The organism is Dorea formicigenerans (assembly GCF_025150245.1).
GTDB classification, from domain to species: domain Bacteria; phylum Bacillota; class Clostridia; order Lachnospirales; family Lachnospiraceae; genus Dorea; species Dorea formicigenerans.
Map to the genome: position 1 here is coordinate 2,806,619 of NZ_CP102279.1, position 15,054 is coordinate 2,821,672.

11 protein-coding genes are annotated in these 15,054 nt (G+C 40.5%); 2 read left to right on the plus strand and 9 right to left on the minus strand.

What is annotated here, in order from left to right; all coding sequences use genetic code 11:
* Positions 1-45: 45 nt before the first annotated feature.
* Entirely contained in the window at positions 46-1,377 is a 1,332-nt protein-coding gene (locus NQ560_RS13680; RefSeq protein WP_005331271.1) for an IS4 family transposase, read from the minus strand.
* Between the two features lie 355 nt (positions 1,378-1,732).
* Between NQ560_RS13680 and NQ560_RS13685 the strand changes: the two genes are divergently transcribed.
* A complete protein-coding gene (locus NQ560_RS13685) occupies positions 1,733-2,224 on the plus strand; it encodes a DUF2798 domain-containing protein (RefSeq protein ID WP_005330889.1) in 492 nt (163 codons plus the stop codon).
* Positions 2,225-2,383: 159 nt separating this feature from the next.
* Here NQ560_RS13685 and cobI read toward each other — a convergent pair whose 3' ends face one another.
* The 8 genes from cobI to NQ560_RS13725 form a co-directional block, all read right to left on the minus strand.
* Positions 2,384-3,082: a precorrin-2 C(20)-methyltransferase gene (gene cobI / locus NQ560_RS13690; RefSeq protein ID WP_005330888.1), complete on the minus strand. Its 699-nt coding sequence runs from the start codon at positions 3,080-3,082 to the stop codon at positions 2,384-2,386.
* A 145-nt stretch (positions 3,083-3,227) separates the two neighbouring features.
* The gene (locus NQ560_RS13695; RefSeq protein WP_005330886.1) at positions 3,228-4,154 is read right to left on the minus strand and encodes an alpha/beta fold hydrolase; all 927 of its coding nucleotides are present in this window, start codon (positions 4,152-4,154) and stop codon (positions 3,228-3,230) included.
* A 222-nt stretch (positions 4,155-4,376) separates the two neighbouring features.
* Complete coding sequence (locus tag NQ560_RS13700; protein ID WP_005330885.1) at positions 4,377-6,059, minus strand: phospho-sugar mutase; 1,683 nt, start codon at positions 6,057-6,059, stop codon at positions 4,377-4,379.
* 577 nt (positions 6,060-6,636) lie between these two features.
* Positions 6,637-7,944, minus strand: coding sequence for a TRAP transporter large permease (locus NQ560_RS13705; RefSeq protein ID WP_005330884.1), 1,308 nt, complete (start codon positions 7,942-7,944; stop codon positions 6,637-6,639).
* Between the two features lie 2 nt (positions 7,945-7,946).
* A complete protein-coding gene (locus tag NQ560_RS13710) occupies positions 7,947-8,447 on the minus strand; it encodes a TRAP transporter small permease (protein ID WP_005330883.1) in 501 nt (166 codons plus the stop codon).
* Positions 8,448-9,482 carry a TRAP transporter substrate-binding protein gene (locus NQ560_RS13715; protein ID WP_005330882.1) on the minus strand — a complete coding sequence of 345 codons (1,035 nt, stop codon included), beginning with the start codon at positions 9,480-9,482 and terminating at the stop codon, positions 8,448-8,450. It abuts the gene before it with no gap.
* 482 nt (positions 9,483-9,964) lie between these two features.
* A complete protein-coding gene (locus NQ560_RS13720; RefSeq protein ID WP_005330881.1) occupies positions 9,965-10,921 on the minus strand; it encodes a 2-hydroxyacid dehydrogenase in 957 nt (318 codons plus the stop codon).
* A gap of 286 nt (positions 10,922-11,207) precedes the next feature.
* Positions 11,208-13,349, minus strand: a complete 2,142-nt coding sequence (locus NQ560_RS13725; RefSeq protein ID WP_005330880.1) for an ATP-binding protein — start codon at positions 13,347-13,349, stop codon at positions 11,208-11,210.
* 339 nt (positions 13,350-13,688) lie between these two features.
* Between NQ560_RS13725 and NQ560_RS13730 the strand changes: the two genes are divergently transcribed.
* Positions 13,689-14,966, plus strand: a complete 1,278-nt coding sequence (locus NQ560_RS13730) for an L-cysteine desulfidase family protein (protein WP_005330877.1) — start codon at positions 13,689-13,691, stop codon at positions 14,964-14,966.
* Positions 14,967-15,054 lie beyond the last annotated feature (88 nt).

Below are 15,054 nucleotides of genomic sequence, written 5' to 3' on the forward strand. Positions count from 1 at the left end.
AAAAATCCCTGCTTTCTCATGGTTCCTATTTTCATTTTTACAATCTTATGCTATCCTACTGTTGAATGCTATTGCTGACTTTTTAACCGTATCTCGTGGAAAAGTCCGGTTATCCCTTATGGGGACAAGATAGTTCAGCAACATTTTTTCAACCTCTGGTGCTGCTAAAGTCTGGGAGCACCAGAATTCTCTACAAATACACATTGCCATTTTTATATTCAATTTATATTCATATTTCCAGTATTCCTGCTGTTTTACCGCAATTCCACCAACTATAGTTTTACAAAAATTGAACATAATTAGCTTTCCATACAATTCTTGTATGATTAATTCTGAGTTCTTAGAATGAACAGATGCAGCGCCAAGCGCATATTTTAACTGGTCAAATGCAGTTTCAATTCCCCAGCGCATATGATATAACCGTTTTAAATCATCTGCCGAAAATTTCTCTTTAGAAAGATTTGTAAACAGTACTTCAGTTGTGGTTTCAGAGAGTTTTATTTTTACAATTCTAAGATTTAATCGATATTCCTCACAATCGTCTGTGAAAAAATCAAATGTTGCATCACTGCGAATTCGTTTATATTTTCGTGGGTTTGTTTTTACTTTTTTGCTATGTTTTTTACAGATATAAAGTTCTTTTTCGATATCGTATTCTTCTGTATCAGGAAGATTCAGACCAGAACAGATACCTGTACCTGATTCTCTTCCCCGAACCACGTATTTATCCCCTTTTTGTTCTATATGGGCGAAAGTATTATAACTTTCGTATCCCCGATCAGCCATAAAAATAGCAGGAAACGCAGAAGACCGGCGGTCTACCATTTGAGCCAGGGCTTTATGCTCATTACATTCACAGATTGGCTGAAAAACGACATCTTCAAAAATACCACTCTGAAGATGGTACATAGCATTTAAATGTATCACATTTCTTCCCTTTGAGATATTGGGTATCTTACGCCAGCATAGTGGTTCTTTTAGATTTTCCGGGACAGAAAACTGGGAACCATCTATTGCCAGAAGTTGGTAACCCTGGAAAAGCGCACCTTTTTTACAAGTCTCTGTAAACGAATGGAACAAGGCCGGCATTGCAGAATCTGAAAGTTTTTGCCGAGCCTGAATCATAGCGGAACTATGCGGAATACCCGAATAGTCTGTTGAAAAGAAGAGTGGTTTCTTTGAAAAGTGACGGAATAATTCCTGATCCATACATTGTCCTTGCAGAGGGAGAAGGAATCGAATCACCTCTTCAAATGGAAGTTTACGATTCCTAGAAAAGTCTTTTCCCGGACGCTTTACGTGTGATGAAAAATCTCTGCATAATATTTTTATAGCAGACTCCAGTTTTTGCTTTACAATAAAAGAAATATTTGCCATTTGAACCTCCTAAAAAAGAATATATTCAAATGGCTTCGCCACACTTTTGTGAAGTTTTGTCAAGCTTTTAGGCAAAAAAAGTAGTGCAAAAAGTAAAAAACTACTTTTCACACTACTAAAATCCTTAACTTAATGACATTGCTTTGACGTTTTGCTACGTCCCCTGTTTATTTTTTAACACTTGCAATTTTTCATTTTTTTTGCTATACTCCATAACTGTACGAAATTTTATATAGAACTATGGTATAATTGGAAACGACACAAGTGTATGCTTGATAACGAACAACACAAGTGTCTTTTTTGTACTCTTTTTTAACTAATCACAAAATATTTCAAAGAAAAAGGAGCACCAATTATGCCAAAAAATTTATTTCAAAATATTATTTTTACACTGATGATGTCATTCCTTATGGTCTATGTAATGATTTGCTACAACATTTCCCTCAATATTGGTGGAATGAGTAACAAAGTCTTCCTTATGGCTTTTGGCGAAATGAAGATCATGTGGCCAGTCGCATTTTTACTGGAATTCTTTATCGTAGATAAGCTTGCCCATGCACTTGCATTTCGCATGGTCACACCAAATGACAGACCGATTGTTATTACACTTGCTATTTCAGCTATGATCATCTGCATTATGTGTCCAGTCATGAGTCTGATTGCAACTGTACTTTTCAAAAATGCTGGTTCAAACATTATTTCGACATGGTTCCAGACCACGTTTTTCAATTTTCCTGTTGCATTTTTCTGGCAGATGTTCTACTGCGGACCATGTATCCGTTTTATCTTTGGAAAAATGTTTTCAAATAAAGAGAATGCAGTAGAAAAAAATGTCATAACTGAATAATTTTTACTAAGTAATCTTTTATCGTATGCTCGGCAGCTAGAAAAGGTCAGTCTACTGAATCTTTTTATCATATGCCTGGCATCAAAAAAGCGGGTAGTTGGTTAATCATGTTATAATTAACCTCTACTCGCTTTTATTTTCTCTCACCGTTGCTTTTCTTTAACTGTTTTTATCAATTTCCTCTTTCACCAGCAATGTCGTATAGTACGTCGCCTTCTCCGGCATTTCATCTACACTGTGATAGATTTTTTCTTCTTCCATGCCACAATTTTCAATCATCCATGCCTTCTGCCCCTGTTCTTTCAGAACTTTCTTCACATCCGACAATTTTGAAGCTGCCTTCATAAGAATCTTATTTCCCGGAAGCTTCAACGCCTCTTTGATATCATAGTTAGATGGAATAATATGAAGCTGCTCGGATCGGTCTGCAAGGCTGTCTCCCAGTTTGGCTGCAACTGCACAAAATGATGGAACTCCATTAATAATCTCTGCATCATATCCACACTTTTTTACAATACGCTGGATATAAATATAAGTGGAATAAACCGTTGGATCTCCAAGTGTCAAGTATGCCACATTTTTACCTTCATCCAGTTTCTTTATGATTTCTTCTGATACTTTTTGATAATTCTTTTCTAAAATTTTCCGGTCTTTCGTCATCGGTGAAGACAGTCCCAGACATTCTTTCTGATCCATATCCTTCACAATTCCAGATGCAATTTTATAACTGATTGCATGTTCTTTTCCATCAGCAGGCACTGCGATTACCGGACAATTCTTAATCGTCTCCACTGCCAAATACGTCATTAACTTAGGATCTCCCGGACCAACACCGACACCATATAATTTCCCACTCATTTTTTATAATTCCTCATTCATATTTTTATTCCCACATAATTCTGTATCCAATCAGGGACACCCTGATTCACAAAAAGGGACGCTGCAAAATGCAATTTGGGACGTAGCATTTTAACATTTTACTACGTCCCCACCCCATTAATTTTTAACTTAATATTCCATCCATGAATGCGATAATTCCTGCTTCGACTTCATTTTTTATCTCTGCGTAATTATGGATTTCGTGACGATATCCGGAATATAGTTTTGTTGTTACTGTATGACCGGTCTGTATCAGCCAGTTACTTACCTGATAGACGCCGACTCCGTATTCGCCGACTGGGTCCTGATCTCCCGCAATGTTGTAAATTGGCAGGTCGATTGGAACTTTTTCCGCCCACTTGGTTCCTTCGATCTGTTCCATCATCTGTATGAAATCATAGATTGAGCGGTTACTTGTCGGTCTTGTAAATGCGTCAAATGGGTCTTCTGCATGGTCGCGTTGTACATAAGGGTCTGCGCAGATCCATTCATTTCCGATACTGATCTCGCCGCACCGCTCGCACATCCAGCCCATCAGTTCCCCTGCAAATTCTGGATTGAATTCCTCGCCATGTCCGGCATCAATTACTTCTTTCAGCTTTTCTCCCACTTCTTTTGCTCCGCGGAAGATTCCGGTTGTACCGCAAATAGTTGCCCCTGTTAGTTCTTCACCATATTTGGAGATGAAATCTCTTGTGATAAAAGAGCCCATGCTGTGACCAAATAAGAAATATGGCAAGTCTGGATATTTTTCACACACAATTCCTTTTAATGTGTGCTCATCTTCCATCATGGTATGCGGCCCTTTGTCTCCCCAATCGCCCCATACCTCATTGACCATCGCAGTTTTTCCATGTCCGACATGATCGTCTGCTGCCACAATATACCCTGCATCTAAAAATGCAGAAATCATATGTAGATAACGTCTGGAATGTTCGCCGAATCCATGAATCACCTGAACGATTCCCTTCGGCTTACAAGCCGGAACATAAATCCACCCTTGAACCTGATCGCGTCCGTTAAAAGACGCAAATGATACTTCATGCAACATAATGACATACCTCCTTTTATCTGATCCGCACATACATTTTTTATTTTCCGTGCAGTCATACCCCAAGATTTCAGGACTTGCTCATAAGTCCCGTGGAAGCAATCCGAGTCTGTCTGGCATGTCAAATCCATCTGACAGACTTAGATTTATTGTTGTTCCCATATAGCATATATCAGATGAAAGTTTCCTTCCACCTGATATACATTCTCATTCTAATGGTTTTTATTTCATAATTGGCTTTAACGCCTCAGATAATTTATCTTTTTCAGCCTGCGCCTCCGCAAGATCCTTACCAAGCGTTGTGTAATAAATCTTAATCTTCGGCTCCGTTCCGGAAGGACGAACGATAACTGTCTCGTTGTTCTCCAGCTTATAAATAAGTACATTTGCAGCCGGAAGACCTGTCTCTTCTGGTTTCTTGTAATCTGTAACTTTTACAACTTTGTAGCCTGCAATCTTCTCAAGCGGCTTGTCTCTTAATCCCTGCATGATCTCAGACATACGATCCATACCACTAAGTCCCGGGAATTCAAAGCTGTCGATCTTATTCAAATAACGTCCATACTCGGAATAGATTTCTTCCATTCTCTGCTTCAGAGAACTTCCGATGCTTCTATAATAAGCAGCCATCTCGCAAATCAACATAGATCCGATAATAGCATCTTTATCACGTACATATGGACCAGCCAGATATCCATAGCTCTCCTCAAATCCGAAAATGAAACGGTCAACTTCGCCTGCTGCCTCAAGACCTGCAATCTGATCTCCAATCCATTTAAATCCTGTCAGTACACTTCGAAGCTCTACTCCATAATGCTCTGCAACTGCATCTGCAAGTGGTGTTGATACGATAGATTTCACTGCTACCGGATTCTTTGGCATCGTACCTTTCTCTATACGTCCTGCACAAATGTAGTCAAGAAGCAGAACTCCGACTTCATTTCCACTGACGAGTTCGTAAGAACCATCCGGACACTTCATTGCAATACCAACACGGTCTGCATCCGGGTCAGTTGCAAGCATCAAGTCTGCGCCAGTCTCCTTTGCAAGGTTCAGTCCCTTCTCAAGTGCCTCGAAAATCTCCGGGTTCGGATAACTACATGTTGTGAAATATCCATTTGGATACTCCTGCTCAGGAACAATTGTGATGTCTGTAATTCCAATGTCTTTCAATACCTGTGTGACAGGAACAAGTCCTGAACCATTGAGCGGACTATATACAAGCTTCAATCCTGCTGTCTTGCAAAGTCCTGGGCGAACCTGTCTGTCCTCGATTGCATCATAAAGAGCTCTCTTACAATCATCGCCCACAAAACGAATCAGTCCCTCTTCAACGCCCTGTGCAAATGGCATGTATTTTGCACCAGTCAGAACATCCGTTTTCTGAATCTCTTCATAAACAATTGCTGCCGCATCATCTGTCATCTGACATCCATCCGGACCATATGCTTTATATCCATTATATTTCGCTGGATTATGAGATGCTGTTACCATAACACCTGCATTACAATTATAATAACGTGTTGCAAATGAAAGAGCCGGTACAGGCATCAATGCATCATAGATCCGAACCTTGATTCCATTCGCTGCCAATACACTTGCCGCATTTTTCGCAAATATATCACTTTTAATACGGCTGTCATAGCTGATTGCTACTGTCTGCGTTCCACCCTGTGTCTTTACCCAGTTCGCCAGCCCTTGCGTAGCCTGACGTACAACATAGATATTCATCCGGTTCGTACCTGCTCCAAGAACACCTCGAAGTCCTGCAGTTCCAAACTTAAGCGCAACTGCAAAACGCTCCTTGATCTCCTCGTCATTTTCTTCGATTCTCGCCAGTTCCGGCTTCAGATCCGCATCCTCCAGATCAGCCTCCATCCAACGTTTGTAATCATCCTGATACATATTCTACCACTCCTGACTCATATTCTTTTTTGCTTCTTTTCATATGTAAGATGCCTACGGCATCAGATAAGTTAAATATACCATATTTCCAGAAAGACATCAATTAAAGACGCTCATTTAGGGACATAGTTTTTAGCAAACTATCCGGGTAATTTTCACTTTTGATTAATGTCCGTAAAGACTTTGACCGTCCATTGGTTGCCTTTACCTCACTATTTTTCCATTCTTCAAATAATCATCTATTTTCCGTCTCAAATACATACAATTCACCCTCATATACTAAGATTACATATTTCGCTGTTTATTCAACGCATTAACAATTTCATAAGCGAATCACATGCATCACAACCCACGCCACATCCCCTCATAAAAAACAATAAATCAAGACAATAAAAATTGCACAGACCTATGGAATATTTTTCGTCATGGTTGCGAGCATAGCTTGATTTTCGCAGCTTTGTCTGAGCCTGTCCTTTAGGCGAGTTTGCGCAGAAAATCAATAATATGCGGCGCAGCAACCATAGAAAAATAATCCAGGTCTGTGCAGTTTTTATTGTTTTATATAGTATTTTTTATCCTAGATGTATCCCATCAATTTCGGCAGCCACAGGCTTAAGTTCGGAATATATGTTACGAGCATCAGTACTATAAAGATTGCCGCAAAGTATACGAGCAACTGTCTGAATACTGTCTCAATCTGTACTTTACCTACTTTAACACCAACAAACAGTGTTGTTCCAACCGGTGGTGTGATTGTTCCGATACACAGGTTGAAGATCATCATGATACCGAAATGGATTGTTGTCATTCCAAGTGCAGTACATACCGGCAGGAAGATCGGTGTGAAGATCAGGCAGGCCGGTGTCATATCCATAAATGTTCCGACGATCAGAAGAATAATATTGATCAGGAACAAGATAACAAACTTGTTGCTGCTTACGGAAAGCAGTGCTGTAGATACCAGTTCCGGAATATTGGTAAATGCCATAACCCATGACATGATGCTGGATACACCGATCAGGAAAATGATGATACCTGTCATTTCAGCACTGTCCAGAAGAATCTTTGGCAGTTCTTTGATCTTGATTGATTTGTATACAAATAATGACAGAAGCAGGCTGTATACTACGGCCACTACGGAACCTTCTGTTGCAGTGAAGATACCAAAGATGATTCCACCGATTACGATTACAATCAGAAGCAGACAAGGCAGAGCCTGAAGGATGATCTTTCCAGCTTCAGATGCTGTAAAACGTTTTTTTGCACGGTAGCCTTTTTTCTTGGCAATCACATATACTACTAGCATACAAGCAAGTCCCCAGAGGATTCCCGGAATGTAACCAGCCATGAAAAGTGCTGCTACGGAAGTTCCTCCGCTGACCAGTGAGTATGTGATCATTACGTTACTTGGCGGGATCAGAAGTCCTGTCGGTGCAGTTGCAATGTTAACTGCTGCTGAGAAGTTCGGGTCATATCCCTCTTCTTTCTCGATTGGTCCGATGATAGATCCCATAGCAGAAGCCGCTGCTGTACCAGATCCGGAAATAGAACCGAATAACATATTTGCAAGGATGTTTGTCTGAGCAAGTGCTCCAGGAGCGCGTCCTGTAATTAATTTTGCAAAGTTAATCAGTCTTACGGCGATACCACCTTTATTCATAATATTTCCTGCAAGAATAAAGAACGGGATAGCAAGCAGGCTGAATACAGAGATACCGGAGAAGATTCTCTGGCATCCGGTCAGTACGGCTACATTCAAATCCATGATTGGAAGAATTGCACATACGGAAGATACACCAAGTGCTACTGCGATCGGCACACCGGCAATCAGCATGATAATCAAGAGAACTAAAATAATCAGTCCGGATACAAGTGCAGTGTTCATAATTATTTCTCCCCCTCTTCTTTTCTTTCGTAACCTTTACACAGATCAACTACATTTAAAATTCCATAAATCGCAATCAGGATTCCGGAAATCGGAACGACTGCATATACCTGTCCCATCATAACTCCAAGGGAAGCTGTCTTCTGAGTCATAGTCAGTCCCATAATGTTAAATCCGCCATAGATCAGTACGATGGCTGCAAATGCAACGACAAGGACTTCCAGCACGATTTCCAACACTTTTCTCTGTGCAGGTGCCAGCTTGTCTACGACAAATGTCATTCTCATGTGGTCACGTTTTCCGAATACATAAGCTGTTGCAAACATGGCCATCCATGCAAATGAATATGTCAGAAGCTCTTCGGAAATGGTACTCGGGTTATTAAATATGAATCTTGTGATAATCTGATAGCTTCCTACAACTACCATTAATGCAAAGAGGAATATACAAATGGTTCCAACAATTTTATCTAACCATTTTCTGATTGTATGTAATGTTTCCATTTATTTTCCCTCCCCTTCGTATTGTTTGTTATATTTCTGAATATGCTCATACAGATCCTTGATATTCGGATTGTCTTCCAGCATTTCTTTCTGTACGTTCTTTACTTTATCTTTGAAAAGACTGATGTCCGGATAAAGAAATTGAACGCCCATATCTTCTTCTGCTGTCTTCTTAGCGGCCTCTACATCTGTCTCCCAATCTTTGAGCTCTGTCTCTGTAGAAAGTCTTGCAGCTTCCTCAAATACTTCTCTGTCTTCCTCGCTCATGTCATTGAGGAGCTTGTAGTTTGCAATCAGAACATCCGGAATCATCTGATGCATCGTGTAGCTGTAATATTTTGCAACCTCACCGTGCTTATTATCTGTCAGAGCAAGCTCATTGTTCTCTGCTCCGTCAATAACTCCCTGCTGAATTGCTGTATATACCTCTCCAAATGACATCGGAGATGCAGCTGCGCCAAATGCATTACACATCTTGATACTTGCCGGGCTCTGCTGTACACGCATCTTCAGACCTTTCAGGTCATCTGGTGTATTGATTGCTTTCTTTGCATAGAAGTTTCTTGTACCTACGTTGTACCATGTTACAACCTGAAGTCCTGTATCCTCTGTAGATGCATAAATTTTATTCATGTAATCTGTATCATTCATAGCTGCAAAATAAGCGTCCTCAGATGTAAACAGATACGGCATACTGAATACTTCATATACATCGGCAAATATTTCAAGGTTCGGTGTTCCGGCAATCGTAAAGTCAATCGCACCAGTCTGAGTCAGCTCAATTGCTTTTGTCTGTCCACCAAGAAGCTCATTTGGATAAAGCTGAACTTCATACTTGTCACCGAGTTTCTCCTCGACATACTTTTTAAATGTCTCCATACCCTTGTACTCAGGGTGTTCCTCAGACTGTGAAAGAGCCACACGGATAATACGCTTCTTTGAAGAGGAATCCGATTTGCTTCCACATCCCGTTATCAGCATTCCTGCCATGCATACACAGACAGCTGCACTGACAATTCGTTTCCATTTCATCATCTTTGGAGTCTCCTTTCGATACCATGCTTTTCTGGTTAACTGTTATATTTTTTCAGCCTCTCACCCCTTCATTGTGTAAGGGCTTACATTCTGTTATCAAGTATATGTCAAAATCTTGACGAAATCAAGGGCGTTTTTATTGACTTTTCCGACAAATTATTGTATCGATTTTTGTACAATATCCACAAGTTCTTGGCTGTTTTCATTTTCCTTTATAGTTTTAGAAGTTTTAATTTTTATTTGTGTAAGCGTTTACATCTTTTCGTAACATATAAACTGAATTTTCAAACTTTTAGTACAGATTTCAAACTAAAAAAGGTCCACCGGACCTTTTTGTCGTATGCTTGGCAACAAAAGGCAGTTTCGGTAAGTCTGCCCTATTTGGCTGACTTTTACGAAACTGCCTTTCATACTTAGAACTTTGTAAATATGTGAAATTATCAAAGTACTATATCATTCTCTATTTTTATGTCTTTTTATTCTTACAACTTACATACGTTGACCGGCTTGCCGTCAAGATAAGCAGTCACGTTATCGAATACAATCTTTGCTCTTCTTACCATAGACTCCTCGGAGATAAATGCCTGATGAGGTGTCAATAATGTATTCTTAGCCTGAAGCAATGGATAATCTGCCGGAATCGGCGGCTCCATATCAAATACGTCAACGCATGCATATCCAAGCTTGCCATCATTCAGCGCTTTCGCAAGTGCCTCGTTGTCTACGATCGGTCCTCTTGCACAGTTGATGAAGATTGTGTTCTCATTCATAAGTGCAATCTTATCTGCTGACAGGAATCCTCTCGTCTCTGCATTCAGTGGAAGGTTCAGTGATACGATATCACTTGTTGATAATACTTCCTCTAATGATTTATACTCGATTCCAAGTGCTTTTGCTTCCTCAGACTCACTTCTGTTGTAAGCGATAACTTTAGCGCCAAATGCCTGGAATAATTTTGCTGCCATGAGTCCGATCTGTCCAAGTCCGATAATTCCGACCGTTCTTCCGCAGATTTCTTTTCCGCCAAGGCCTGCACTTGTTCCACCATTTCTTACAAGTCCGTCAGCTTTTACTACATGTCTTAATGCGTCAATCGCCATACCAATGATAAGCTCGGCAACTGTCTGGTTTGAGTACCCTGCTGCATTACAGATCATAATATTTTTCTCTTTACACTTGTCTGTTCCGATGTGGTCAATTCCTGTAAATGCTACAGATAACATCTTCAGTGCGTCCGCTTTCTCTACAACCTCTGTCGGATACGGATTGTTAGCAATCATAACAATGTCGCAGCCTTCACTTCTCTTGGCAAGTTCTGCCGGATCTGTTGTTTTGGTATCATAATATACGAATTCATGTCCCTTTTCTGTAATCGGTGCTGATAACTCATCAATAACTTCTTTTGATACTCCAATTGGTTCTAATAATGCGATTTTCATTTTTTTCACGCTCCCTTTCTGTCTGTATTTTATAAATATTATAACCTCATGTCAATACATGGATATACTAAAACTTAAATACATTTTTATCTAATTTTTTCAGGCTTTCTGTAAATCCACTCATAACGAAGCATAATTTTTACTTTCCGGTTCTTGCCATCTCTCAACACTTCAGCTTCAATTTGAAATAATTATGTCCGATTGCCGTAAGCCAGTCTGCTATGTGGCTCATAAATCTCTCCTCTCACACCGGTATCTGTGCCGGTGTTATTCCTGTTCTTTTACATTAAAGCCCTGTTTTTTTATACTTGTAAAGTACCTGAAGTAATTTTTCACCATCTACAGGTTTTGTCAGATGTTCATTCATACCTGCTTCTTTTGTCTTTCTCATGTCTTCTACAAATGCATTTGCTGTCATGGCAATGATTGGGATACTTTTTGCATCAGCACGGTCAAGACTTCGAATCGTCTTTGTTGCCTCAATTCCATCCATATTCGGCATCATAATATCCATAAGGATTACTTCGAGTTCGCCCTCCCGGCTGTTTTTAAATGCTTCTACTGCCTGAAGTCCATCTCTTGCGACCTCTACGACTGCCTTATCTTCCTCCAGCATAAACTGGGCGATCTCCAGATTCAGGTCATTATCCTCTACGACCAGGATCTTCATTCCACTAATGTCTGGTTTCTGTTCCTCTATGGTCTTTGGCACATTTTCACTGCGATTAATCGCAAATGGCAATGTTACAGTAAATGTGGTTCCTTCTCCTTCTTTACTCTCGACATCAATAGAGCCTGTCATTTCCCGGACAATTCTCTGGACAATGGACATTCCAAGTCCGGTTCCCTGATACTTTGTTCTGGCTTCTCCCGTTCCTTGTACGAACGGCTGGAATAATTTATCTTCTATGAAAGATTCACTCATACCGATTCCATTGTCTGCGACCTTGAACTCAAACATAGCAGTCTTATCGTTCTGCATAATTTCGTTTACAGTCAGATGTATCTCTCCACCCTTTTTATTATATTTGACCGCATTACTGAGCAGGTTCAGAAGTATTCTTCTCATATGTAACGGGCTTCCGATCAGCTCATTATGGCATATTCCCGTCATATCCCAAAAAACCGTCAATCCTTTTTCTTCTGCCTGAGTCTCCATAATGGTCTGAAGTTCTTTCATCTCCTTTTCCAGTTCAAATGGAATCTGTTCTAACTGAATCTTACCACTCTCCAGTTTGCTCATATCCAGCACATCATTAAGGAGGTCCAACAGGTGTCCGGAGGCTTTTTGAATTTTATCCAGGCATTCATCTACCTTATTCTGGTCGGAACAATTCTTTTTGATAACCTCGGCCATTCCCATTATGCCATTGATCGGCGTCCGTATATCGTGGGTCATATGTGACAGAAAGTCGCTCTTCGCCTGATTTGCCCGCATGACTTCCTGGCTGGATTTTTCTAATTCTGACTGATATTCCAGAAGCGTCGCAATGTAATGCTGCTTCCTAGAATAGTCTGCTTTTAGTATGCTCAGAAGAAACATAACAAATAACCATGTGATCAGATATGCTACATAAAAGACTTTATTCTGCTCTATAACATAACTAAGGGAACGATTTCTTGAATAGTTCACGATCCATTTATTTTCCAGTCTTGCAAGCGTTCCCTGATTCGCATAATACTTAAGGATCGTATTCATCTGGTCTCTTAATTCTTCTTTGTCTTCCCACACGCCAAATGTCAGGAAGCTGTTCATGATCGTAAGGCTTGGTACAACACTCAGATTTTCTTTCTCGATAATCTTCTCTGCAACAGCCTCATGGCAGATTCCATAATCCACCTCACCATTTTCGACTGCTTTCAAAATCTCTGAATTCGTGTTGTACTCCACATACTCGCACTGCAGATCAAACATTGTCATAATTACAGATCTTGCCATCACTGCAACTTTCTTGTTCGCAAGAGCACCGATACTCTCAATCTTATTCTTTCCATATATATTAAGCTGGTCTGTTGTCACCGGAACTGTCTTTAATACATGCTGCATATTTGAAAATGTCTCCAGACCGAGAATTGCATCTGCTTTTCCCTCCTCCAGATTCTGCCGGCACGTCATCCAGTCACCACACTCGAATTCCAGCCGCATTCCAAGCTGATTAGCAACCATCGTGATCAACTCCACGTTAAGACCAGATAAATTCCCGTCCGCATCATAAAATGACATTGGGCAAAACCCATCATCAACCGCCACGCGGAGTACCGGAGCACTCTCATCTGTCACTTCCTGCCTGGCTTCTACGACTGGCTCTTTCGCAAATACGCCGATCTGAATCGCGGTAAAGAAAAGCGGAATACAGATTCCAACAATAATTGCAATCATTATCAGCATATTCATCTGTCTGTTCCTTATCATTTTCCCCTCTGTCATAGTTATATCCTCACACCCTATAATTATCTCGAATTATCTCTAATCTATCATTACCACCATTGCTGCGATATGGATTGCAGAAATATGCAGAAAAATATGTTATAATATCATATATAGTATATCACTTTTTAGCATAACTGTCAGCTCCAAGTTAATCAATAGTGAAAAATCTATCCCAAAAGTGAATATAAATAATTCAAGAATATCATCAGTATTTCTTACAACATTTAATTTCATCAAATTTTTAAATAACAGGTGCATTTTCTCCGAAAATATGGTTCAATAAAATAACACATTTTTTTATTATTGCCAGGAGAAAACTGGCATTTGGAGGTTTTCATGACAAAAGAAGATATTAAATATCAGGCATATATCCAGATATTAAAAGAAGAATTAATACCGGCTATGGGGTGTACCGAGCCAATTGCTCTGGCTTACGCTGCTGCCAAAGCCCGTGAAGTGCTGGGCTGCATACCGGAGCGCGTACATATCGGAGCAAGCGGAAGCATTATTAAAAATGTAAAAAGTGTAATCGTTCCGAACACGAATCATTTAAAAGGAATCCCGGCCGCTGCTACAGCCGGAATCATTGCCGGAGATGCTTCTAAAGAACTGGAAGTTATCTCTGATGTAACAGAAGCACAGACAAAAGAAATGGCAAAGTATCTCGAAGAAACTGAGATTACCGTCGAGCATATTGATAACGGCTGTATCTTCGACATCATCGTTGAAGTATTTGCCGGAAAGGATTCTGCTAAAGTCCGTATTGCCAACTATCATACAAACATTGTAAGAATTGAAAAAAATGGAAAAATCCTTCACTATGTACCAGTTGAAGGTGCAAGCGAAGAAGGACTGACTGACCGTACTCTTTTGGATGTAAAGTCTATCTGGGATTTTATTAATATGGCTGACATCGACGATATCCGTGAAGTCCTGTCCCGTCAGATTGAGTATAACAGCGCAATCGCCGATGAAGGACTCGCCGGAAATTACGGTGCAAATATTGGAACTGTACTTCTTAATACTTACGGCAACGACGTCCGCACACGCGCAAAAGCTCGCGCTGCTGCTGGATCTGATGCGCGAATGAATGGCTGTGAGCTTCCGGTCGTTATCAACTCCGGAAGTGGAAATCAGGGAATGACCTGTTCTCTCCCTGTTCTGGAATATGCAAAAGAGCTACATGTTAGCGAAGATAAGACTTACCGCGCACTGGCACTTTCCAATCTGATCGCAATCCACCAGAAAACCGGAATCGGGCGCCTCTCTGCTTACTGCGGAGCTGTCAGCGCCGGAGCCGCTGCCGGAGCCGGGATTGCATACTTGTGCGGCGGTGGATATGAAGAAGTGATCCATACTGTTGTCAACGCACTCGCGATCGTATCCGGTATGGTCTGCGACGGAGCAAAAGCTTCCTGTGCAGCCAAAATCGCAGCTTCCGTAGATGCTGGAATACTTGGTTACAATATGTACCTGCAGGGGCAGCAGTTCTACGCCGGTGATGGCATCATCACAAAAGGAATCGAGGGAACCATTGATAATGTAGGACGTCTCGGAAAAGACGGCATGAAAGAGACAAATGAAGAAATCATTCGGATTATGATCAATGATTAATAAATGGGATTCATCTCAGGTAAAGATTTCAATTGACGAATAGACATGGAAGTAATATCATCAAAAGCGCAGGAAAACTGTTTCATTT